This is a genomic window from Sphingomonas sp. Leaf32 (assembly GCF_001421765.1).
GTDB lineage: Bacteria > Pseudomonadota > Alphaproteobacteria > Sphingomonadales > Sphingomonadaceae > Sphingomonas.
On the sequence record NZ_LMLA01000007.1, the window covers coordinates 563,309 to 586,263 of the forward strand.

Genomic DNA, 22,955 nt, shown 5'->3' on the forward strand with positions numbered 1-22,955 from the left:
GATTCCGGCTTTCGCCGGAATGACGAATGGTTCGATGGAAGAGGCCCGCCGCCCCATCCCCGGTTGAGGCCGCCGCCCGCATCGCCCATAAGGGCGCCATGCGTATCCTGTTCCCTCTCGCCGCCCTTGTCCTGATGGCCGGGTGCGTACCGCCCGGTGCGCCGCCTGCTGCCGAAGAAGTGCCGCCGCCGACGCTCCGCCCGGTGCCGTTTCGGCCGACGCCGGCCGCGCCGATCGCCGACTGGCGCGATCTGCCGCGCACGCCGGGCGACTGGCAATATCGTGGCCTTGGGGGCGGGTCGGCTGCGACCTATGGCGTGCGGGGCGCGGCGCCGCTGGCGACGCTGACCTGCGACCGGGCCGCCGGACAAGTGACCCTGTCGTTCGCCAGCCTGCGCCCTGCCGCGGGCACGGTCACCGTCCGGACCACCAGCACGCAACGCACCCTGAAGGTCCAGCCGATGGCCGGCGGGGTCGGCGTGGCGTTGCCCGCCAGCGACCGGTTGCTCGACGCGATCGGGTTCAGCCGGGGGCGGTTCGTGGTCGAAGGGGCGCCGGTCGGTCGGCTGGTCCTGCCCGCCTGGGCCGAAGTGCTGCGCGTGACCGAGGATTGCCGCCGCTGATGCGTAAGCGGGGGCTGATCGTGCTGCTGGCGCTGGCCGGTTGTTCGAGCGAACCGCCGCCGCCCGCCTCGCGACCGAGCGCCAGCCCGACGCCTTCCCCCACGTCGACGCCGTCGCCGCGTCCGCCCAAGCCCGGCCAGTTGCCGACGCCCGAGCTGGACGGGGCGACGCCCCTCACCGGTCGCTGGACCGCGACGCCGACCGCCGCGACCTATGGCGAGGCGGGGCGCATCGCCTTCGCCATCCGATGCGACCGGCCGGCGCGGCAGATTCTGTTGTCGGTCGGTGCGAAAGTTGGGGGCACGCTGCGGCTGTTCACCGACGATGCCGCCGCGCGTTTTCCGGCGCAGGTCGTCGACGGCGCGCTCGAAACGCCGGTGACGACCGGGCAGACGTTTCTCGACGCGCTGGCACGGGCGGACGCGATCGGGATCGCGGTCGATGGCGGGACGGTGCAGCGCATTCCCGGGGACAAGGCGATCGGGGTGGTGGTGCGGGGATGCCGCCCGGCCGGGCGCTGAGGCGGCGGGCAGGGCACGAAGTATCGGACGAATCCGTACGCAAAACAAGTCTTGTACGCAGCGCCCGAATGCCCCACGTTCGGGATGCGCACCGATCGGTGCGTAACGGCTTTAACTAGCGAAAGGAGGTGATCCGATGTCTCATGGTTCAGCAATGGGGTCGGTTCAGTTCGTTCGGGAGACGCGCCGCTAAAGGCAGGTCGGCCGCGTGCGGGGGGTATCCTCCCCCAGTCAACGCCGTGGCCTCCTGCAAGCGGCACGCATGGTCTCCCGGGCTGGAGCTTCCGGCCGCTGACCATGCTTGAGGCCGCCGGGCGTCGAGAGACCCCGGCGGCCTCTTTCATATTTGGGGGGCATCTTGTTTGCTCCGCTTTTCTGCAAACGTCGCTCGGGCGAAGGCTTGAGTTTTTGACGGCTCCTGCTGTGGTTCAGCCCCCAGGACCGATCGACATTCAGCCAATCCGGGGATGATCGCGGAGCGACGTACGGTCCCTTCGTCACCCCGGACTTGTTCCGGGGTCCACTTCGCCGCTCACGCTGTCCTGAGCAGTGCTGGCTGCACCGATCGCGATACCGTGGACCCCGGAACAAGTCCGGGGTGACGATAGACCGCTGAATTTCGGTCCCGCCTGAGAGATCCGATCCTTTCGCTGGAATGACGCCTTGGCCGTGCGGGCTGAACAAGGGACGGATAGGCCCTTACTTCGCCAGCACCCGATGCCCCGCCGCCAGGGTGATCGCGACCAGCGATCCGCCGACGATATTCCCCGCCGTCACCAGCAGCAGATTGCCGAGCAGTGCCCCGATCGGCACTGCCGCCGGGTCCAGCCCCCATGCGACCGGCAGCAGCGTCATGTTGGCGACCGAATGTTCGAACCCCGCCGCGACGAACAGCGCGACCGGTCCGATCACGGCGGTGATCTTGCCCGCGACGGTCTTCGCTCCCGTCGCCATCCATACCGCCAGGCAGACCAGCATGTTGGCGAGCACGCCCGAGGCGAACAGCTCGATCCAGTCCTTGGCGAGCTTGGTATCGGCGGTCTTCAGCGCCGCCTGTCCGACCGCGCCGTCGATGGCGTGCGTCGCGCCCGATGCGACGAACAGCGCGGCGATAGCCAAACTGCCGATCAGGTTGGCGACCCACACGATGCTCCAGTCGCGGAGCGTCTCGCCGATGCCCAACCGATCCTGCGCGGCGGGCAGGACCAGCATCGTGTTGCCGGTGAACAGCTGCGTGCCGGTGACCATCACCAGCATCAGCCCGACCGAAAAGGCGACCCCAGACAGCAACTGCGTCGCCCCGCCCGGCGTCATGCCCGCCTGCGCCACCAGATAGCCGATCGCACCGAACGCGATCTGCGCCCCGGCGGCTATGCCCAGCAGGAGCATCGCGCCGACCGGCGGACGGGTCTTGGCCAGCATGGCGTCGTCGACGCTGTCGGCCAGCGTGTCGGCGGTTAGGTCGTCCTGCGCCATGGCATATGCTCTCCTGTTGCGAAAAGGAGAACGATCGGCCGCCCCGCCGGCTCCGGTTCAGCGCAGCAGCGGCATCACGTCGACCACGCGGACATCGTGCATCTGGTGGAGATAGGCGTCGAGATACGGCTTGTGCGACGCGCCGACGACGACCAGCGCGCGCTGGCCCGGCCGGTCGCCCAGCATGTCGCGGATATTCGCGGCCATGCGCAGGTTGCGGACCTCCCAATAAGCGACATATTGCCGGCCGAACCGCTGGGGCGAGGGTTCCTCCAGCGCGGCACCGAAGTCGCTGTCGTAGATCATCCGCACGATGCCGGGCGCGTTGTGGGCGCGGTACAGCGTCAGCAGGCCGGGACCGGTCGATAGGTTGCGCTCGGCTGCCTCGCCCATCACGCGACGCTTGGCCCCGGCCGGATTGTCCCACGCCTTCTGGATCGCGGCGCCATAGGCGGCTTCGTCTGCCTTAGGCGTCATCCGGTCGGCGCTGTGATCGTCCATCGCATGGACCCGCTCCAGCCCCAGCCGGGCGGCGAGACGGGCGGCGATCATCAGGCTTTCGTCGCGCCGCGTTTCCAGCTTGGTCAGGCGCTCGACCAGCGGGGTGTCCAGCCCGTCGCCGGTGCGGCGTTCGGCGGAGGGCAGGCGGAGCCACTGGACCAGCGCCGACGCCTGCTCTCCGGCGGCAAGGAACGTCGCGGACAGCCGGCGGCGCTGGGCGGGGGAGGGGGCGGCGGGCCAGTCGGCGAGCATCTTTTGAAACGCGGCGGTGGCGGTCGGAACGTCCATCCCGGTCGCGGCCCGCGCAGGTGCGGTGTCGGGGCAGTAGGACGCCACGGTATCGGCATAGCGATCGGGATAGCGGCGCAGCTCGGCGCACTGGGCACCGGACACATCCTCGATCGCGATCGCCTGCGGCTTCCATGCGGCCAGCTTGTCGAGCAGGGGGCCAAGCGCTTCGGGCTGGAAGCGCTTGGGAAGTTGCGAGAGATGGACCGATCCGAGCACGGCGACCTCGTTCGCCGGGCCGGAACGCGGACCCTTGTGCGCGGATGGATCGAATGGCGGGCGATAGGTCTGGGCGGCTACCGGCGCGGTCAGCAGCAACAGCGCGAACAGGATGCGGTGCATGGGTCCCCCTTGGTTTGCGCCGGAGGGTAGGGCGCCGCGGGAGGGTAGGGAAGGTGGTTTGCTCCCCTATGCCACTCGGCTTGGAACTGGGAACCCGATTTCTTGTGGCGCGAGAAGAAGCGCGACCCTGGTCAAGCCCGGGGTGACGTTGGGGTGTGCTGTTGGGCGGGGCGGTACTCTTTTCGGCACCCCTAAAAACGAAACCGCCGCCCGGTTGCCCGGACGGCGGCTCGTGGTTCTCACAAGGACCCGAACGATCAGTCGTTCAGATACTCGCCCGCATCGGCGTCGGTGCCGGTGCCCGAGGGCACGACCTCGGCCAGCGGGTCGTTGGCGCCTTGGCCGTCGCGGGGCGAACGGGCCAGTTCGGCGGCATGTTCTTCCTCGGCCGAATTCGGCGCGATGAAGCCTGCCAGCGCCTTCTGCTGCACCCGCAGCGCCGCGTCGCGCGACGATGCCGCCACGCGCAGGCGGTTCATGCCGGCACCGGTGCCCGCCGGGATCAGGCGGCCGACGATGACGTTTTCCTTCAGACCGTTCAGGCTGTCGATCTTGCCCTGCACCGACGCTTCGGTGAGGACGCGGGTCGTTTCCTGGAACGAGGCGGCCGAGATGAAGCTGCGGGTCTGCAGCGACGCCTTGGTGATGCCGAGCAGCACCGGCTTGCCCTGCGCGGGAGCCAGCCCTGCGTCGAGCCTCGCGTTGGCTTCGTCCATCTCGTCACGGTCGAGCTGTTCGCCGGCCAGCAGGGTGGTGTCGCCACCGTCGGTGATCTCGACCTTTTGCAGCATCTGACGAACGATCGTCTCGATGTGCTTGTCGTTGATCTTCACGCCCTGCAGTCGATAGACGCCCTGGATTTCGCTGACCAAATATTCGGCCAGCGGCTCGATGCCGAGGGTTTCCAGAATGTCGTGCGGGTTCGGCGAACCACCGATCAGGTTGTCGCCGCGCTTGACGTAATCGCCTTCCTGAACGTCGATGACCTTCGACTTCGGGATCAGATACTCGACGACTTCGCCGCCATCCTCGGGCTGGATGCCGATCTTGCGCTTCGCCTTGTAATCCTTGCCGAACACGACGCGGCCCGAAACCTTGGCGATGATCGCCGCCTCCTTCGGGATGCGCGCCTCGAACAGCTCGGCGACGCGCGGCAGACCGCCGGTGATGTCGCGGGTCTTGGCCGATTCACGAGCGACACGGGCGAGAACGTCACCCGCCTGCACCTGTGCACCGTCCTCGACCGACAGCACCGCACCCGGCGCCAGCATGTAGCGCGCGGCCTCACCCGAATTCCCGTCGAGCAGGGTCATGCGCGGACGCAGATCCTCCTTCGACTTCGACGTGGCGCGATATTCGATGATCTCGCGCTGGGCGATACCGGTCGCTTCGTCGACACGCTCGGTGACGGTCTTGTTCTCGATCAGGTCGATGAACTTCACCGTACCGCCCGTTTCGGTGATGACCGGTGCGGTGAACGGGTCCCATTCCGCCATGCGGTCGCCCTGGCTGACGATGTGGCCATCGTCGAACAGGACATAGGCACCGTAGGGGATGCGATGCACCGACAGGTCGCGGCCGTCCATGTCGACGATCGCGATCTCGCCCGAACGGCTGAGCACCACGCGCCGGCCACGCTGATCCTCGATCAGGCGCAGGTCGCGGAACTCGACCGTGCCGTCGACCGGCGCTTCGAGGTTCGACTGTTCGTTCAGCTGCGCCGCGCCACCGATGTGGAAGGTACGCATCGTCAGCTGCGTGCCCGGCTCACCGATCGACTGCGCCGCGATGACGCCGACGGCTTCGCCGATGTTCACCGGCGTACCACGGGCAAGGTCACGACCGTAGCAGGTGCCGCAGACGCCGACCTTCGCTTCGCAGACCAGCGGGCTGCGGATCTTCATCGCCTGAAGACCCATCGACTCGATCTTGGCCACCATGGCTTCGTCGAGCAGCGTGCCCGTCGGGAACACGACCTCACCCGTCTTCGGATCGACCACGTCCTCTGCCGTGGTACGGCCGAGGATGCGTTCGCCGAGCGACGCGATCGTCGCCCCGCCTTCGATGATCGAGCGCATTTCCAGCGCGCGCTGGGTGCCGCAATCGTCCATGATGACGACGCAGTCCTGCGACACGTCGACCAGACGGCGGGTCAGATAGCCCGAGTTCGCCGTCTTGAGCGCCGTATCCGCCAAGCCCTTGCGGGCGCCGTGGGTCGAGTTGAAATATTCAAGGACGGTCAGACCTTCCTTGAAGTTCGAGATAATCGGCGTTTCGATGATCTCGCCCGACGGCTTGGCCATCAGGCCGCGCATACCCGCCAGCTGCTTGATCTGCGCCTGCGAACCGCGGGCGCCCGAGTGGGCCATCATGTAGATCGAGTTGATCGGCTTCTCGCGACCCTTGTCCGGACCGTCCTCGTAGCGGCGAACCGCCTTGATCTCGTCCATCATGCTGGTCGCGACCTGATCGCCGCAACGGCTCCAGGCGTCGATCACCTTGTTGTACTTCTCCTGCTGCGTAATCAGGCCGTCCTGATACTGCTGTTCGAAGTCCTTCACCTGGTCGCGCGTCTCGTCGACCAGCTTGTCCTTGTCCGGCGCGATCAGCATGTCGTCCTTGCCGAACGAGATGCCGGCCTTGAACGCGTGGCGGAAGCCCAGCGCCATGATCGCATCGGCGAACAGCACGGTCTCCTTCTGACCGGTGTGGCGATACACCTCGTCGATGACGTCGCCGACATCCTTCTTGGTCAGCAGGCGGTTGACCGTCTCGAACGGCACCTTGTGGCTCTTCGGCAGGGTCTCGCCCAGCAACATGCGACCCGGCGTGGTCTCATAGCGCTTGAGATACTGCTTGCCGTCCTCGTCGGTCTGCGGAACGCGGCTGGTGATCCGGGTGTGCAGCGTGACGGCACCGGCGTGCAGTGCCTGGTGCACCTCCGCCATGTCGCCCAGCAACATGCCTTCGCCCGGCTCGTTCGTCTTCTCCATCGACAGATAATAGAGACCCAGCACCATGTCCTGCGACGGCACGATGATCGGCTTGCCGTTGGCGGGCGACAGGATGTTGTTGGTCGACATCATCAGAACGCGCGCTTCCAGCTGGGCCTCGAGGCTCAGCGGGACGTGGACGGCCATCTGGTCGCCGTCGAAGTCGGCGTTGAATGCCGAGCAGACCAGCGGGTGGAGCTGGATCGCCTTGCCCTCGATCAGCACCGGCTCGAACGCCTGGATGCCCAGACGGTGAAGCGTCGGCGCGCGGTTCAGCATGACCGGGTGCTCGCGAATGACTTCGTCGAGGATGTCCCAGACTTCCTTGCGTTCCTTTTCGACCCACTTCTTCGCCTGCTTGAGCGTCATGCTCAGGCCCTTGGCGTCGAGGCGCGCATAGATGAACGGCTTGAACAGCTCGAGCGCCATCTTCTTGGGCAGGCCGCACTGGTGCAGCTTGAGTTCCGGGCCGGTCACGATGACCGAACGGCCCGAATAGTCGACGCGCTTGCCGAGCAGGTTCTGGCGGAAGCGGCCCTGCTTGCCCTTCAGCATGTCGGACAGCGACTTCAGCGGACGCTTGTTCGCGCCGGTGATCGTACGACCGCGACGGCCGTTGTCGAACAGCGCGTCGACCGCTTCCTGCAACATGCGCTTTTCGTTGCGGACGATGATGTCCGGCGCGCGCAGTTCCATCAGCCGCTTCAGGCGGTTGTTGCGGTTGATGACGCGGCGATACAGGTCGTTCAGATCCGACGTCGCGAAGCGGCCACCGTCGAGCGGCACCAGCGGACGCAGTTCAGGCGGGATGACCGGCACGACGTCGAGGATCATCCACTCGGGACGGTTGCCCGATTCGAGGAAGCTCTCGACGACCTTCAGCCGCTTGATGATCTTCTTGGGCTTCAGTTCCGACTTGGTGACGGCCAGCTCTTCGAGCAGGTCGCGCTTCTCGCCTTCGAGGTCGAGGTCGATCAGCATCTGCTTGACCGCTTCAGCGCCGATCCCGGCCGAGAACGCGTCCTCACCATACTGGTCCTGCGCGTCGAGCAGTTCGTCCTCGGTGAGGAGCTGATACTTCTCCAGCGCGGTCAGGCCCGGCTCGATCACGATGTACGATTCGAAGTACAGCACGCGCTCGAGCTGCTTGAGCTGCATGTCGAGCAGCAGGCCGATGCGGCTCGGCAGCGACTTCAGGAACCAGATATGCGCGACGGGTGCGGCCAGTTCGATATGGCCCATCCGCTCACGACGGACCTTCGACACCGTGACTTCGACACCGCACTTTTCGCAGACGATGCCCTTGTACTTCATGCGCTTGTACTTGCCGCACAGGCACTCGTAATCCTTGATCGGACCGAAGATGCGCGCGCAGAAGAGGCCGTCACGTTCGGGCTTGAACGTGCGATAGTTGATCGTCTCGGGCTTCTTGATCTCGCCGAACGACCACGAGCGGATGCGCTCGGGGCTGGCGATGCCGATCTGGATCTGGTCGAAGGTCTCCGGCTTGGCCACCGGGTTCGCGAAATTGGTCAGTTCGTTCATTTTGATTTCCTCACAGGGAGGGAAAATAGATCGCGCGAGATAGTCAGTTGCCGGTGGCTGGGGATCGAACCCGCACCCCGTAAGGGGACCACTGTGGTGGTACGTCTACCAATTCCGTCACACCGGCACTGTCTGTTTACTCCGCCGCCTCGGCCAGGCCGTCGGTCTCTTCGATGCTGCTCAACTCGATGTTGAGGCCGAGCGACCGCATTTCCTTGACCAGCACGTTGAAGCTCTCGGGGATGCCGGCCTCGAAGGTATCGTCGCCCTTGACGATCGCTTCATAGACCTTGGTGCGCCCGACCACGTCGTCGGACTTCACCGTCAGCATTTCCTGGAGCGTGTAGGCGGCGCCATAGGCCTGGAGCGCCCACACTTCCATTTCCCCGAAGCGCTGGCCACCGAACTGGGCCTTGCCGCCCAGCGGCTGCTGGGTGACGAGGCTGTACGGCCCGATCGAACGCGCGTGGATCTTGTCGTCGACCAGGTGGTGCAGCTTCAGCATGTAGATGATGCCGACAGTGACCATCCGGTCGAACTGATCGCCGGTCCGCCCGTCGAACAGCACCGACTGACCCGAGCTGTGCAGCCCGGCCAGTTCCAGCATGTCCGACACGTCGCTTTCGCGCGCGCCGTCGAACACCGGGGTACCCATCGGCACACCCGTGCTGATGTTCTGGACCAGTTCGGCCAGCTGCTCGTTCGAGCGCGTGTCGATATCCTCGGCATAGTGATCGCCGTAGATCTCCTTCAGGCGATCCTTGACCGCCGCCGGCATTTCGCCGCCAACCGCATCCGGGTTCGCCTCGCGCCAGTCGCGCAGCGACCGTGCGACCTGCATCCCCAGGTTGCGCGCCGCCCAGCCAAGGTGCGTTTCGAAGATCTGACCAACGTTCATGCGCGACGGCACGCCCAGCGGGTTCAGCACCAGGTCGACCGGCGTACCGTCCTCGAGGAACGGCATGTCCTCCTGCGGCAGGATGCGCGAGATGACGCCCTTGTTGCCGTGACGGCCGGCCATCTTGTCACCCGGCTGCAGCTTGCGCTTCACCGCGACGAAGACCTTGACCATCTTCAGCACGCCCGGCGGCAGTTCGTCGCCCCGCTCCAGCTTCTCGCGGCGGTCGTGGAACTTGTCGGTGATCCGCTTCACCGCCTCGTCATACTGCGCCTTGATCGCTTCGAGGTTCGACTGCGCCGTGTCGTCGGCAACGGCGAAGCGCCACCACTCGTGCTTTTCCACGCTGTCGAGCAGGTCGCGGTCGATGACCACGCCCTTCTTCACGCCCTTGGGCGCGGCCGTCGCGGTCTGCCCTTCGAGCATTTCGCGCAGGCGCGACCACGTCGCACGGTTGAGGATGCCGCGCTCGTCGTCCGAGTCCTTCTTCAGACGCTCGATCTCCTCGCGCTCGATCGCCATCGCGCGCTCGTCCTTGTCGATGCCGTGACGGTTGAAGACGCGAACGTCGACGACCGTACCCGACACGCCCGGCGGCAGGCGGAGCGAGGTGTCGCGCACGTCGCTGGCCTTCTCACCGAAGATCGCGCGGAGGAGCTTTTCCTCCGGCGTCATCGGGCTTTCTCCCTTCGGCGTGATCTTGCCGGCGAGGATATCGCCCGGTTCGACCTCGGCACCGATATACACGATGCCCGCCTCGTCGAGGTTGCGGAGCGCCTCTTCACCGACGTTGGGAATGTCGCGGGTGATGTCTTCCGGCCCGAGCTTGGTGTCGCGGGCCATCACTTCGAACTCGTCGATATGGATCGACGTGAACACGTCGTCCTTCACGATCCGCTCGCTGATGAGGATCGAATCCTCATAATTGTAGCCGTTCCACGGCATGAACGCGACGAGGGCGTTGCGGCCCAGCGCCAGCTCGCCGAACTCGGTCGACGGACCGTCGGCGATGACTTCGCCGGCACGGACCACATCGCCCACCTTCACCAGCGGGCGCTGGTTGATGCAGGTCGACTGGTTCGAACGCTGGAACTTCATCAGCGTGTAGATGTCGACGCCGCTCTCGGCCGCATCGACCTCGCCGGTCGCGCGGATCACGATGCGCGCGGCATCGACCTGATCCACCACGCCCGCCCGCTTGGCCGAGATCGCCGCGCCCGAATCGCGCGCCACGGTCTCTTCCATGCCGGTGCCGACGAACGGCGCTTCCGCCTTCACCAGCGGCACGGCCTGCCGCTGCATGTTCGAACCCATCAGCGCGCGGTTGGCGTCATCGTTTTCCAGGAACGGAATGAGCGAGGCGGCGACCGAGACGAGCTGCTTCGGCGAAACGTCCATCAGCGTGACGTTTTCGGGCAGCGCCATCAGGAATTCGCCGGCCTGACGGGCCGACACCAGTTCCTCGGCGAAGCTGCTGTCCTCGTTCAGGGTGGCCGACGCCTGCGCGACGGTGTGCTTCTGCTCCTCCATCGCCGACAGGTACACGACGTCGTTCGTCACCTTGCCGTCGACGATGCGACGATAGGGCGTTTCGATGAAGCCGTACTTGTTGACGCGGCTGAAGGTCGCGAGGCTGTTGATGAGGCCGATGTTCGGGCCTTCCGGCGTTTCGATCGGGCAGATACGGCCATAATGCGTCGGGTGAACGTCGCGGACTTCGAAGCCCGCACGCTCACGGGTCAGACCGCCCGGCCCGAGCGCCGAAACGCGACGCTTGTGCGTCACTTCGGACAGCGGGTTGGTCTGGTCCATGAACTGCGACAGCTGCGACGAGCCGAAGAATTCGCGCACCGCGGCGACCGCCGGCTTTGCGTTGATGAGGTCGTTCGGCATGACGGTCGAGACGTCGACCGACGACATGCGCTCCTTGACCGCACGCTCCATGCGCAGCAGCCCGACGCGATACTGGTTCTCCAGCAGCTCGCCGACCGACCGCACGCGGCGGTTGCCGAGATTGTCGATATCGTCGACTTCGCCCTTGCCGTCCTTCAGGTCGACCAGCGTCTTGACGACGGCCAGGATGTCCTCGCTGCGCAGCGTGGTCACCGTGTCCGGCGCGTCGAGGTCGAGACGCATGTTCAGCTTCACGCGGCCGACGGCCGACAGGTCGTAGCGCTCGGGATCGAAGAACAGGCCGGCGAACAGCGATTCCGCCGTCTCCAGCGTCGGCGGCTCGCCGGGGCGCATCACGCGATAGATGTCCGAAAGCGCCTGCTCGCGCTCCTCGGCCTTGTCGACGTTCAGCGTGTTGCGAATCCATGGCCCTGTCGACACATGGTCGATGTCGAGCAGTTCGATCCGCTCGATGCCGGCCTGGTCGATCAGTTCGAGATTTTCGGGCGAAACTTCGTCGCCGGCCTCGATATAGATCTGGCCGGTCGTCTCGTTGATGAGGTCATAGGCGCTGTAGCGGCCGAAGATTTCCTCGGTCGGGATCAGCAGGTCGGTCAGGCCGTCCTTGCCCGCCTTGTTGGCGAGGCGGGGGCTGATCTTGGTGCCGGCCGGGAACACGACTTCGCCGGTGTTCGCATCGACGATGTCGAACGACGGCTTCTGGCCACGCCAGTTTTCCGGCGCGTACGGGATGCGCCAGCCGCCTTCGCCACGGACGAAGGTCACGCGGTTGTAGAAGTGGTTGAGGATATCCTCGCCCGTCATGCCCAGCGCATAGAGCAGCGACGTGACCGGCAGCTTCCGCTTGCGGTCGATGCGGACGTTGACGATGTCCTTGGCGTCGAATTCGAAATCGAGCCACGATCCGCGATACGGAATCACGCGGGCGGCGAAGAGATACTTGCCGCTGGCGTGGGTCTTGCCACGGTCATGGTCGAACAGCACGCCTGGGCTACGGTGCATCTGCGACACGATCACGCGTTCGGTGCCGTTGATGAAGAAGGTGCCGTTCTCGGTCATGAGCGGCATGTCGCCCATGTACACGTCCTGCTCCTTGATATCGAGGACCGACCGGGCCTCGGTATCCTGGTCCACCTCGAACACGATCAGGCGGAGGGTAACGCGCATCGGCGCTGCATAGGTGATGCCGCGCTGACGGCATTCTTCCACGTCGAACTTGGGATCTTCCAGTTCGTAGGTCACGAAATCCAGCTCGGCAGTGCCGGCGAAGTCGCGGATCGGGAATACCGACCGCAGCGTCTTTTCGAGGCCGGAGACATAGCCGATCGACGGGTCCGAACGCAGGAACTGTTCGTAGCTCTCGCGCTGAACCTCGATCAGGTTCGGCATCTGCACCACTTCGTGGATGTCGCCGAACACCTTGCGGATGCGGCGCTTGTGCGTGCCGGTTGCGGTTGCCTTGGTCGCCATGGGGTCGTGGGCCTCGCTTACAGTCAAATCTCGTGCCCGGTGGCCACCGGGCTGGCGTGCGATCGGGACGACGAAAGCCGCGTCACCCACATGGGGCCGCAGCTGATCGAGCGTCCTAGAATGGCGACAGGCCCATACATGCAATGCGTTGCGCGACGACGCATTCTTTCCCGGTCCTGAAGCAAGCCGGCGATATAGAAGGCCGGGGTGGTGCTGTCAACGCAGGGTCGGGCGCCGTTCCGCTGGGCGCGCAAGTGGCTCGCTTCGTCGTATATCGGCCATGGACAGGCTGACGCGAGCGCAAAAACCCCGGTTGAGGGGCGTCATGCAGTTCCAGCTTCCGCTCGCGGCCCTCGTCGCGACCCTCGCCGTGCCCGCCATCGCGCAGCAGACGTCGCCGGGTGGGTCGATCCCGATCTACGACATCACGCCGCAGCCGGTGCCGACGCCGACTCCCACCGCGACGCCGACGCCACGCGCGACGCCGACGCCACGCGCGACGCCGACGCCGCGCGCGACCGCTACGGTCCCACGTCCCGCGGCGACGCCGCGCGCTACGCCCACGCCGGTCGTACCGCGCCCGACGCCCAGCCCCACCGCGACTCCGGTCGCTCGCGCGCAGCCGGTGCCGGCGGCCGAGCCGACCTATGTCGGGCCGCCGGTCCTGCCGACGCCGACGCCCGAGCCATCGGCGCAGCCCGTACCGACGCCATCGCCGGAAATCACACTGACCGCGCCGCCGCTGACGGCGGATGCGGTGCCGTGGTGGGTGTGGTTCCTCGGCGGCATCGCCGTGGCGAGCGGAGTCGCGTTCGTCCTGACCCGCCGCCGCAACGCCCGCGAGCCGCGCTACGAACCTGCGGCGCTGATGCCGGAACCGTCCGATCCGCCGGCGGTCCCCGATGTCGCTCCGATCCCGCCTGCTCCCGTTCCGCCAAAGCCGGTGCGTCCGGCGGTCGCGCCCGTAGCGCCGGTGACGCCGCCTGCGCCGCCCGCTCCGGTCGCGCCGCCCCCCGGACCGTTCCTCGAATTCCAGCTCGCTCCGCTGCGCGTCGGGCTGGAGGGCGAGCGGGCGCTGCTCGATTTCGACCTGACCGTCGGCAATCCGGCATCGACGCCGGTCGCGGAGGTCCGCATCGCCACGCTGCTGATTACCGCCAATGCCGGTCAGGACGAACAGATCGCGGCCTTCTTCTCCGACGCCGACAAGCGGGGACTCGACCCGTTTGCGCTGGGCGCGGGCGAGCGTCGCCACCTCGAGGCGACCATGGCGCTGCCGCGTGCGGCGGTGAACATCGTGAATTCCAATGACCGTGCGTTCTTCGTGCCGATCATCGCGATCGATGCCCGCTATCGCTGGGAGGATGGCCGCGAGTCGCGCACCACCGCCGCCTTCATGGTCGGCCCGACCGCGCCGCAGGGCAAGCTCGCGCCGATCTTCGCCGATCGCGGCGACCGCATGGTCGATCGGCTGGAAGTACGATTGCACGGTCAGGTGCGCCGGACGTAAGCCGGGCGCATCCAAGCTTGCCGATTATCGATATACGGCCTAGCGTTCGAAACAGGCGAGGAAGGGGGCGGCATGGTACGGCGTGACCGGATATTGCGATTCACCGTCGCGGTGCTGCGCGTCCTGCTGGTCCTCAACATCGTCTTCGCCGCCCTGTTCCTGTTGGGAACGCTGGCGAGCTTCCCGTTCCACGACCTGCTGGCCGGTCGGATCGCGATGAAATATCCAGCGGTCGACGTCGAACGGATCGTCGTGGGCATTCGTGCGCTGCTGTTGCTGGGCGTGGCGGCATCGGTCCCGGCGCACATCATCTTTTCGCGCCTGATCGCGATCATCGGCACCGTGCTGGCCGGGGAGACGTTCGCGTCGCCCAATGCGCGGCGGGTGCGGGCGATCGGCTGGGCGCTGCTGGCCATCCAGCTGCTCGACGTGCCGCTGCTGCTGATCGTGCCCAACTTCGCCGGCATGGGCGTTCGGGTCGACGGGTCGTCGATCTCGATCGGTGGCTGGCTGTCGGTGCTGGTCGCCTTCATCCTCGCCCGCGTCTTCGCCGAAGGGGCGGCGCTGCGCGAAGACCTGGAGGGAACGGTCTGATGGCGGTCCTCGTCCGCCTCGACGAAGTATTGCAGGCCCGGCGCATGACGCTGACCGAACTGGCGCAGGCGGTTGACATCACGCTGGCCAACCTGTCGATCCTGAAGACCGGCAAGGCGCGGGCGATCCGCTTCACCACGCTGGATGCGATCTGCCGGGTGCTGGAATGCCAGCCGGGCGACATTCTTGTCCATGCCGATACCGGCGAGGAAAGCGATACCGACGACTGAATAGCAAAGGGGGACCCGATGACGCGTACCATGAAGCGGCTGTTGCTGGGGGCGGCGCTGGCCGCGCTGCCGGGGATGGCGACCACCGTGGCGGCGCAACCGCGTCCTGCCGCCGCCGCGCCGGCGAAGCTGGCGATCGACATGCGCTACGTGACGCTGCCGAACGGGTTGAAGGTCGTGTTGTCGCGCGACACGCTGGCACCGACCGTCACCGTCGGCGTCTATTACGGCATCGGTTTCCGCGTCGAACCGCGCGATCGCACCGGCTTTGCCCATCTGTTCGAACACCTGATGTTCCAGGGGTCGCAGAACGCCCCCAAGGGCGTGTTCATCAGTACCATCAGCAATGCGGGGGGCGTGCTGAACGGATCGACCCGGTTCGACTTCACCAATTATTTCGAGATCGCGCCATCAAACGCGTTGGAGCGCATCCTGTGGCTGGAGGCCGATCGCATGGCGCGCCCGGTCATCGACGATACGGTGCTGAAGAACCAGCAGGGCGTTGTCGGCAACGAGGTTAAGGTCAATGTCCTCAACCAGCCCTATGGCACCTGGCCGTGGATCGACCTGCCGATGCTGGCCAATACCAACTGGTATAACAGCCACAATTTCTACGGCGATCTGAAGGAGATCGAGGCGACGACGGTCGCCGATGCCAAGCAGTTCCATTCGGCCTTCTACCGTCCGAACAATGCGGTGCTCGTGGTCGCGGGCGACATCGACTATGCGCAGGCCGAGGCGATGGTCCGCAAATATTTCGGCCCGCTGCAAAAGGGCGCGCCGGTAGTCCTGCCCGACCTGCGCGAGCCGCGTCAGACGATGGAGAAGACGCGCAGCCGCGTCGATGCGCTGGCGCCCAAGCCCGGCTGGGCCGCGGGCTATCACATGCCGCCGCGCGGCACGCCCGAATGGTATGCCATGGGACTGATCGACCAGTTGCTGGTGCAGGGCGACGACAGCCGCCTGGTCCGCAAGCTGAAGTCGGAAACCGGCATCACCGGGGACCTGACCGGCGGGATCAACGCCTATCTGGGCAGCATGTACAATTACAACGGCCCGATGCTGTGGGCGTTCAACTTCACCCACGACCCGCAGTTCAGCGACGCCCAGATCCGGCAGGCGGTGGACGGCGTGATCGACCGGTTGCGCACTACGCCGGTGACACCGGCCGAACTGGACCGTGCGCGCACCAAGCTGCGCTCCGACCTCTATTCGTCGGTCGATGGCGGAACCCGGGTCGGACTGATCGACCTGCTCGCCGTCTACGCGCTGTTCGACAATGACCCGCAGGCGGTGAACCGCATCGAAGCGGGGTTCGCCAAGGTCACCCCGGCGCTGATCCAGAAGACCGCACAGGAATATCTGCGCCCGACCAACCGGTCGATCTATACCATCGTGCCCGGCAGTGCCGCGCCCAAGGGAGGCAAGTGAGATGCGCCGTTCGATCCTGCTCGCGACCCTCGCGCTGGTCGCCGCGCCGCTGGCCGCGCAGACCCAGCCGCCGGCGCTCCCCGCACCGCCGATCGGCGCGCCCAGGCCCTATGCCGTGCCCGCGTCGGAAAGCTATCGGCTGCCCAATGGCATGGGAGTCACGCTAGTCCCCTACGGCAATGCGCCCAAGGTCACGGTCATGCTGAAGGTCTATGCCGGCAATCTGGAGGAGGGGCGCGATACGTGGCTGTCCGACCTGACGGGTGACATGATGAAGGAAGGCGCCGGCGATCGCGATGCCGCTGCGCTGGCGATGGCCGCTGCCGGCATGGGCGGCAATCTGGGTGTCCAGGTGTCGTATGGCGGCACATCGATCAACATGAGCGGGCTGAGCGAGTTCGCCCCGCAGGCGGTGGCGCTGGTCGGCGACGTCGCCCGTCGCCCGACCTTTCCCGCCGACGCCTTTGCGCGGGTAAGGGCGAACCGCGCCCGGTCGCTGACGCAGGCGCTGGCCCAGCCCGGCACGCTGGCCGACTATGCGCTGGACCGCGCGACCTATGGCGACCATCCCTATGGCCGCACCCTGCCGACCCCGGCACAGCTGGACGGCTACACGCTCGATCAGGTCAAGCGTTTCTACGCCGCCAATTTTGGGGCGCGGCGCGCGCATCTCTATATCGCCGGACGGTTCGATGCCGCGGGGGTGAAGGCCGCGGTCGCCAAGGCATTCGCCGATTGGCAGCCGGGACCCGAGCGGCTGTCGCTGGTGCCGACACCCGCACCGGGGCCGCGCGTGCTGCTGGTCGATCGGCCTGGTGCGCCGCAATCGACGATACGGATCGCATGGCCCGCTCCGCTGGCGGGAAGTGCCGGCGACATCCCGCTACAGGCCGCCGATGCGCTGCTCGGCGGCAGCTTTTCGTCGCGGATCACGCGCAACATCCGGGAGGATAAGGGCTATACCTATTCGCCCTATTCGAACATCACCCAGCGGCCGGGGATTTCCGCCTGGAGCTTCAACGCCGACGTGACGACCGCGGTGACGGGGCCTTCGCTGAAGGAGGTGTTCCACGAAATCCGGACGTTGCAGGCCACGCCGCCCGCTCCCGAAGAGGCGGCGGGAATGCGCAGCTACAATGCCGGGCTGTTCGTGCTGCGCAATTCGGACAGCGGCTCGCTGATCGGGCAGCTCGCCACACGCGATGCGCTCGGGCTGCCCGCCGACTGGCTCGACCGCTATGTGCCTGCGACGATGGCGGTCACCGATGCGCAGTTCAGCAGCGCGATCAAGGAGGCGCTGCCGCTCGACAGGTTCACCCTGGTCGTGGTCGGCGACCTTGCCAAGGTGAAGCCGCAACTCGATGCGCTGCCCGAATTGAAGGGCGTGCCGGTCGAGACGGTGACCGTCCCCTGATCTGTCCGACCGGGGCGGCACGCGCGCTCCGGTCCGGCATGGCGGTCGATACGAAAAGGGGGCAGCCCGTTGCCGGACTGCCCCCCTTTTTTCGGTCGAGCCGGGATGGGAGCAAGTCCCATCCCGTCGGTCGGGCCATTGGCCCGCCGGCCGGCCTTGGTGGAGATAGCGGACCCTGGGGTCCGCTGTCCCACCTGCGGCTTACTTGACTTCGACGGTCGCGCCGGCGCCTTCGAGCTGCGCCTTGATCTTGGCGGCTTCGTCCTTGTTGACGCCTTCCTTGACGGCCTTCGGCGCGCCTTCGACCAGCGCCTTGGCTTCGGTCAGGCCCAGGCCGGTGATGGCGCGGACTTCCTTGATGACGTTGATCTTCTTGCCACCGTCGCCGGTGAGGATCACGTCGAACTCAGTCTGCTCTTCGGCAGCCGGGGCAGCGGCACCACCGCCGGCGGCAGGTGCTGCGGCAACGGCAGCAGCGGCCGAAACGCCCCACTTCTCTTCGAGCAGCTTCGACAGTTCAGCCGCTTCGAGGACGGTCAGCGCGCTCAGCTGTTCGACGATCGCGTTCAGGTCAGCCATGATATTCTCCGTAAATCAGATAGGGTTGTGTTGATGGGAAGCGCCCGTTCAGGCGGCTTCCTTCTCCGCATATGCCGACAGCACGCGCGCGATCTGGGCCGCGGGTGCCTGCGTGATGGTGGCGATCTTCGTTGCCGGGGCAACGATGAGGCCGACCAGCTTGGCGCGCAGTTCGTCGAGCGAGGGCAGCGAGGCCAGGGCCTTCACGCCGTCCGCGTCGAGGATCTGGCCGCCCATGGCGCCGCCGACGATCTCGAGCTTGTCGTTCGTCTTGGCGAAGTCGTTGATGACCCGCGCCGCAGCGACGGGATCGGTCGACGTCGCCAGCGCCGTCGGGCCGGTCAGCAGGTCCGACAACACCGCGTACGGCGTGCCTTCGGCTGCGATCCGGGCAAGACGGTTCTTCGAGACCTTGTAGCTCGCGCCGGCGTCACGCATCTTGTTGCGCAGGGCCGTCGACTGGGCGACGGTCATGCCGAGGTTGCGGGTGACGACCACCACGCCGACCTCGTTGAAGGTGCGGTTCAGCTCGGCGACGGCTTCACTCTTCTGAGTGCGATCCATGCCGTTCTCCTTTACTGGGGCGTGTCCCGGCAGAACCGGAAACGCCCGCGAACAATCCGCCCGTCGCATGTGCGCGACGACCGGGGCGAAAGTCCGTGAGGGGCATGGTCGCCATACGGCACCTCGCGGGTGCGAGGGGACCTTCATGGCTGGCCCGACGTGCCTCGGCACGGTCGGGCGGAACAACACATTCCCCGTCTCGGCAGGACATTAAGCGGGGAACCCGCACCTGCTGTCTCGGACGGACGTCGCACGAAGGACGAATCCTCCCTGCAACGGCTGGCCGGGCGCTTACGCGCGGGGGCGGTCCAAGTCAAGCGTGCGAACCGGCTTGACCTCGCCGCGCGACGCTCCATTAGTCGGATAATTCCGGAGGGACCATGCCGCGTACGACGTTGGAAATCTGTATCGACAGTGTGGCTGGAGCCGATGCGGCGATCGCCGGCGGGGCGGATCGCATCGAGCTGTGCGGCGCGCTGTCGGTCGGCGGGCTGACGCCTTCGGCGGGACTGGCGGGAGAGGTTCTGCATCTGGCCCAGGCGGCCGGTGTCCGGGTACATGCCATGGTCCGGCCACGCGCGGGCGACTTCGCCTATGACGCGGATGAGGTGGATACCGCCATTTCGGAGGGGAAAACGCTGATCCTTGCCGGAGCCGATGGGCTGGTGTTCGGCGCGGCGCGGGACGGCAGCCTCGATCACGATGTCCTGGCGCGGTGGGTCAGGGCCATGCGGGCAGCGCGGGCCGATATCGATCTGACGCTGCACCGCGCGGTCGACCTGCTGGTCGATCCGGTGGCGGCGGTCGAACCGGCGGTGGCGCTGGGGTTCGATCGCATCCTGACCTCGGGCGGTGCCACGCGCGCGGTCGATGGTGCGGAGGTGATCGCAGCGATGCAGGCGCAGGCGGCGGGGCGGATCATGGTGATGCCGGGGGCCGGCATCCGTCCGGACAATGTCGCGGCGTTGCGGGCGCGGACCGGCGCCAGCGAAGTGCACGCATCGGCCAGTGTGCCAATCGTGCAGGACGACCGCCGCGTCATCGCGCTGGGATTTGCCGGGCCGGGACTGGCGCGGACCGACCGGGCCGTCGTGCGCGCGCTGCGCGACGCGGTCGACGCCTGACAGGGGAGACATAAGGATGAACTTCATGCCGATCGATCGCCGGACCCTCCTTGCCGGAACGGCGGGCACGCTGGCGGCGGGGGCGTTGCCCCTGCCGGCCCGGGCCGCGCGCCCGGCCCCCAGCGGGCTGCTGTATGGCCTGTCACCGCGCCCCGGCTTGCCCGAACGACTGCCGGTCGAGGACCCGTCGCGCATCCTGATGTTGCACGGCTGGCTGTTCCACGAAGGCGACATCGTGCCGCCCGCGCCGACGACGCATGACGAAACCTATACCAACGCGAAGGCCGGCAACGCCCGCGGTGCGGCGGCGATGGATTATGACGACAGCGACTGGGCGCAGGTCAGCGTGCCGCACGACTGGGCGTCGGCGCAGGGCTTCGTCGAGACGGCGAATGTCGCGCAGGGCTATCGTCCGCGCGGGATCGGCTGGTATCGCCGGACGCTGCGGCTCGACCCGGCGGATCGCGGGAAGAAGCTCGAACTCCATTTCGGGGCGATCGCGACCGCCGCGACGATCTGGATCAACGGCAGCGTCGTGGCGCGCAACTTTTCGGGCTATAACGCGATCACCGTCGACCTGACCCCCTTCGCGCGGTTCGGCGACGAACTGAACGTCATCGCGATCCGGGTCGATGCGACCGCCATGGAGGGATGGTGGTACGAAGGTGCCGGCCTGTATCGCCATGTATGGCTGGCGAAGCGGTCGCCGGTGTCGATCGCGACCGACGGCGTCCATTGCGATCCGCGACTGGGCAGCGACGGGCGCTGGCAGGTGCCGGTCGCGGTAACGCTGGAAAGTATCGCGCGAACGGCGGCGTCCGCGACCGTGATGATCGACCTGCTCGATCCCGCCGGCAAGGTCGTGGGCAGCGCGCGGGCGCAGGCAGACCTGCAACCGCTGGGCGAGGCGCAGGTCGCGCTGTCGATCCCCGTTGCCGATCCGCAGCGTTGGTCGATCGAGACGCCGACGCTCTACACCGTGCGGGTCGCGACCGATGCACCGGGCGGCGGCGACGGACGCCGCATCGCCATCGGCTTCCGCACGATCCGCTTCGATGCGCAGGCGGGCTTCTTTCTGAACGACAAGGCCGTGAAGCTGAAGGGCGTGTGTCTGCATCAGGACCATGCCGGGGTCGGCGTGGCGGTGCCCGACGCGCTGCTGGCGTGGCGGTTGCAGCGAATGAAAGACACCGGCGTCAACGCCATCCGCTGTTCGCACAATGCGCAGGCCGACGCGTTCTACCAGCTGTGCGACCGGATGGGTTTCGTCGTGATGGACGAAAACCGCATCTTCAACCCGGCACCCGAGAATATGGCGCAGCTGGAATGGCTGGTCCGCGCGCATCGCAACCATCCCAGCATCATCCTGTGGTCGGTATTCAACGAGGAACCGATGCAGGGCACCGAAGCGGGCGTCGAGATGGTGCGGCGGATGGCCGCCCATGTCCATGCGCTGGACGACAGCCGCCCGGTCACCGCCGCGATGAACGGCAGCTTCTACGATCCGCAGAATGTGTCGAGCGTCGTCGATGTCATGGGTTTCAACTATTATCAGGGCGATTACGACAAGTTCCACGCGCTGAACCCCGCCAAGCCCAGCACGTCGTCGGAGGATACCAGCGCGTATATGACGCGCGGCGCCTATGCCACCGACAAGGCCGCCCATGTCATGTCGTCGATGGATACCGAAGCGGCCCCATGGGGCGCGACGCACCGCAATGCGTGGGCGGAGATCGCCAAGCGCCGCTTCATCGCCGGCGGGTTCGTGTGGACCGGGTTCGACTATCATGGCGAACCGACGCCGTTCGCGTGGCCGACCATCGCCAGCTTCTTCGGCATCCTCGACCTGTGCGGCTTCCCCAAGACGGCGTACGACATCCACCGCGCGCACTGGATCGACGATCAGCCGGTCGTCGGCATCGCCCCGCACTGGACTTGGCCGGGGCGGGAAGGCCAGCCGGTCGAACTGCTGGTCACCAGCAACGCCGAACGGGTCCGCGTCGTGCTGAACGGGCGGATGATCGGCGAACAGGCGGTCGACCGAATCATGGGCAACGCCTTCACCGTGCCCTACGCACCGGGCAAGCTGGAGGCGGTGGCGCTGAAGGGCGGGCGCGAGGTCGCGCGGGCGGTGCATGAGACGGCGGGACCGGCGGTCGCGCTGCGGCTGACCCCGGCGCGCACCGCGATGCTGGGCGATGGCGAGGATGTCGTGCCGGTCACGATCGATGCGGTCGATGCGAAGGGCCGGCATGTCCCGACCGAGAACCGCATGACGCGCTTCACGGTCGACGGCGCGACGCTGATCGGCGTCGGCAATGGCGATCCCAACAGCCATGAAAGCGAGAAGGCGCCGCAGCGGTCGCTGTTCAACGGCCTCGCGCAGATGATCGTGCAGGCAGGCGCGGGGCGCGGCAAGGTGACGATCGCTGCTACCGCCGATGGCCTGCGCCCCGCGCGGCTGGTGATCGACCGCGTAGCGGCGACCCCGCGCCCGCAGGTGGACGCGACGCCGCCGGGTGCGTTCATCCTCGGCTGGCGACGGTCGAAATCCTTCGCCACCGCGCCCGATCCGGGGCTGACCCCGCCGGTCAACGACAATAACAGCTGGGACTTCACCCGCAGCGGTACGCCCGCCGCGCCGGAGGCGGGACCGTCGTTCCGCCTGTATCGCGCCGCGCTGCCGGTGCGGAAACGGGTAATGGCGGAGGGCGGCACGCTGACCTTCGCCCGGATCGACGGGCGGGCGAGCGTATATGTCGACGGCAGGCCGGTCGCGACCAAGGCCGACCCGGCTGCCGCCCCGCTCGTGGTGCCGGTGTCGGCAGGCGCGAAGGGGGTGGCGGTGTTGGTCGAGGCGGTGCCGGGTGCCCGGTCTGGGATTACCGGGGCGGTGCGGCTGGCACCGAAGGGGTGATTTGTACGCGCCGCTGCTTGG

General features: G+C 66.9%; 15 protein-coding genes and 1 tRNA gene. 9 read left to right on the forward strand and 7 right to left on the reverse strand.

Annotation, left to right across the window (positions count from 1 at the left end):
* The first annotated feature begins 98 nt into the window (after positions 1–98).
* Positions 99–623: a hypothetical protein gene (locus tag ASE83_RS10330; protein ID WP_055789088.1), complete on the forward strand. Its 525-nt coding sequence runs from the start codon at positions 99–101 to the stop codon at positions 621–623.
* Complete coding sequence (locus ASE83_RS10335; protein ID WP_055789091.1) at positions 623–1,144, forward strand: hypothetical protein; 522 nt, start codon at positions 623–625, stop codon at positions 1,142–1,144. The genes ASE83_RS10330 and ASE83_RS10335 overlap by 1 nt, the downstream gene beginning before the upstream one ends.
* 699 nt (positions 1,145–1,843) lie before the next feature.
* On the opposite strand, the gene ASE83_RS10340 is transcribed toward ASE83_RS10335, so the two are convergent.
* From ASE83_RS10340 to rpoB, 5 genes are all read right to left on the reverse strand, one after another.
* Positions 1,844–2,620: a formate/nitrite transporter family protein gene (locus tag ASE83_RS10340; RefSeq protein WP_055789094.1), complete on the reverse strand. Its 777-nt coding sequence runs from the start codon at positions 2,618–2,620 to the stop codon at positions 1,844–1,846.
* A 57-nt stretch (positions 2,621–2,677) separates the two neighbouring features.
* A complete protein-coding gene (locus ASE83_RS10345) occupies positions 2,678–3,751 on the reverse strand; it encodes a DUF5694 domain-containing protein (RefSeq protein WP_055789097.1) in 1,074 nt (357 codons plus the stop codon).
* Positions 3,752–4,008: 257 nt separating this feature from the next.
* Entirely contained in the window at positions 4,009–8,289 is a 4,281-nt protein-coding gene (gene rpoC / locus ASE83_RS10350; RefSeq protein WP_055789100.1) for a DNA-directed RNA polymerase subunit beta', read from the reverse strand.
* Positions 8,290–8,337: 48 nt separating this feature from the next.
* A tRNA-OTHER gene (locus tag ASE83_RS18505) sits at positions 8,338–8,416 on the reverse strand.
* Between the two features lie 9 nt (positions 8,417–8,425).
* Positions 8,426–12,571: a DNA-directed RNA polymerase subunit beta gene (gene rpoB, locus ASE83_RS10355; protein ID WP_055789103.1), complete on the reverse strand. Its 4,146-nt coding sequence runs from the start codon at positions 12,569–12,571 to the stop codon at positions 8,426–8,428.
* A gap of 325 nt (positions 12,572–12,896) precedes the next feature.
* On the opposite strand from rpoB, the gene ASE83_RS10360 reads away from it, so the two are divergent.
* The 5 genes from ASE83_RS10360 to ASE83_RS10380 all read left to right on the forward strand — a co-directional run bounded on the left by ASE83_RS10360 (position 12,897) and on the right by ASE83_RS10380 (position 17,750).
* Entirely contained in the window at positions 12,897–14,081 is a 1,185-nt protein-coding gene (locus tag ASE83_RS10360) for a hypothetical protein (protein WP_055789105.1), read from the forward strand.
* Positions 14,082–14,153: 72 nt separating this feature from the next.
* Entirely contained in the window at positions 14,154–14,675 is a 522-nt protein-coding gene (locus tag ASE83_RS10365) for a DUF2975 domain-containing protein (protein ID WP_055789108.1), read from the forward strand.
* Entirely contained in the window at positions 14,675–14,905 is a 231-nt protein-coding gene (locus ASE83_RS10370; protein WP_055789110.1) for a helix-turn-helix domain-containing protein, read from the forward strand. Before ASE83_RS10365 ends, ASE83_RS10370 begins: the two co-directional genes overlap by 1 nt.
* An 18-nt stretch (positions 14,906–14,923) precedes the next feature.
* Complete coding sequence (locus ASE83_RS10375) at positions 14,924–16,336, forward strand: M16 family metallopeptidase (protein ID WP_200921876.1); 1,413 nt, start codon at positions 14,924–14,926, stop codon at positions 16,334–16,336.
* A gap of 1 nt (position 16,337) precedes the next feature.
* Positions 16,338–17,750, forward strand: coding sequence for a M16 family metallopeptidase (locus tag ASE83_RS10380; protein ID WP_055789113.1), 1,413 nt, complete (start codon positions 16,338–16,340; stop codon positions 17,748–17,750).
* 201 nt (positions 17,751–17,951) lie between these two features.
* Here the strand turns inward: ASE83_RS10380 and rplL are convergent, their stop codons facing one another.
* Positions 17,952–18,329, reverse strand: coding sequence for a 50S ribosomal protein L7/L12 (gene rplL, locus ASE83_RS10385; protein ID WP_055758810.1), 378 nt, complete (start codon positions 18,327–18,329; stop codon positions 17,952–17,954).
* A 48-nt stretch (positions 18,330–18,377) separates the two neighbouring features.
* Positions 18,378–18,893: a 50S ribosomal protein L10 gene (gene rplJ / locus ASE83_RS10390; RefSeq protein WP_055789116.1), complete on the reverse strand. Its 516-nt coding sequence runs from the start codon at positions 18,891–18,893 to the stop codon at positions 18,378–18,380.
* 380 nt (positions 18,894–19,273) lie between these two features.
* Between rplJ and ASE83_RS10395 the strand changes: the two genes are divergently transcribed.
* Both ASE83_RS10395 and galA read left to right on the forward strand, forming a co-directional pair.
* Positions 19,274–20,017, forward strand: a complete 744-nt coding sequence (locus ASE83_RS10395) for a copper homeostasis protein CutC (RefSeq protein WP_055789119.1) — start codon at positions 19,274–19,276, stop codon at positions 20,015–20,017.
* 25 nt (positions 20,018–20,042) lie between these two features.
* Positions 20,043–22,934 (forward strand): beta-galactosidase GalA, encoded by a 2,892-nt coding sequence (gene galA / locus ASE83_RS10400; protein WP_156353004.1) that lies wholly within the window; start codon positions 20,043–20,045, stop codon positions 22,932–22,934.
* The last annotated feature ends 21 nt before the right edge of the window (positions 22,935–22,955 follow it).

Excerpts from the sequence above, each read along its gene's own strand:
- rpoC (WP_055789100.1), bottom strand. The coding sequence starts at position 8,289 with ATGAACGAACTGACCAATTTCGCGAACCCGGTGGCCAAGCCGGAGACC.
- ASE83_RS10395 (WP_055789119.1), top strand. The coding sequence starts at position 19,274 with ATGCCGCGTACGACGTTGGAAATCTGTATCGACAGTGTGGCTGGAGCC.
- ASE83_RS10365 (WP_055789108.1), top strand. The coding sequence starts at position 14,154 with ATGGTACGGCGTGACCGGATATTGCGATTCACCGTCGCGGTGCTGCGC.
- ASE83_RS10330 (WP_055789088.1), top strand. The coding sequence starts at position 99 with ATGCGTATCCTGTTCCCTCTCGCCGCCCTTGTCCTGATGGCCGGGTGC.
- ASE83_RS10345 (WP_055789097.1), bottom strand. The coding sequence starts at position 3,751 with ATGCACCGCATCCTGTTCGCGCTGTTGCTGCTGACCGCGCCGGTAGCC.
- ASE83_RS10380 (WP_055789113.1), top strand. The coding sequence starts at position 16,338 with ATGCGCCGTTCGATCCTGCTCGCGACCCTCGCGCTGGTCGCCGCGCCG.
- ASE83_RS10375 (WP_200921876.1), top strand. The coding sequence starts at position 14,924 with ATGACGCGTACCATGAAGCGGCTGTTGCTGGGGGCGGCGCTGGCCGCG.
- ASE83_RS10360 (WP_055789105.1), top strand. The coding sequence starts at position 12,897 with ATGCAGTTCCAGCTTCCGCTCGCGGCCCTCGTCGCGACCCTCGCCGTG.
- ASE83_RS10340 (WP_055789094.1), bottom strand. The coding sequence starts at position 2,620 with ATGGCGCAGGACGACCTAACCGCCGACACGCTGGCCGACAGCGTCGAC.
- rplJ (WP_055789116.1), bottom strand. The coding sequence starts at position 18,893 with ATGGATCGCACTCAGAAGAGTGAAGCCGTCGCCGAGCTGAACCGCACC.
- ASE83_RS10335 (WP_055789091.1), top strand. The coding sequence starts at position 623 with ATGCGTAAGCGGGGGCTGATCGTGCTGCTGGCGCTGGCCGGTTGTTCG.
- galA (WP_156353004.1), top strand. The coding sequence starts at position 20,043 with ATGCCGATCGATCGCCGGACCCTCCTTGCCGGAACGGCGGGCACGCTG.
- rpoB (WP_055789103.1), bottom strand. The coding sequence starts at position 12,571 with ATGGCGACCAAGGCAACCGCAACCGGCACGCACAAGCGCCGCATCCGC.
- rplL (WP_055758810.1), bottom strand. The coding sequence starts at position 18,329 with ATGGCTGACCTGAACGCGATCGTCGAACAGCTGAGCGCGCTGACCGTC.
- ASE83_RS10370 (WP_055789110.1), top strand. The coding sequence starts at position 14,675 with ATGGCGGTCCTCGTCCGCCTCGACGAAGTATTGCAGGCCCGGCGCATG.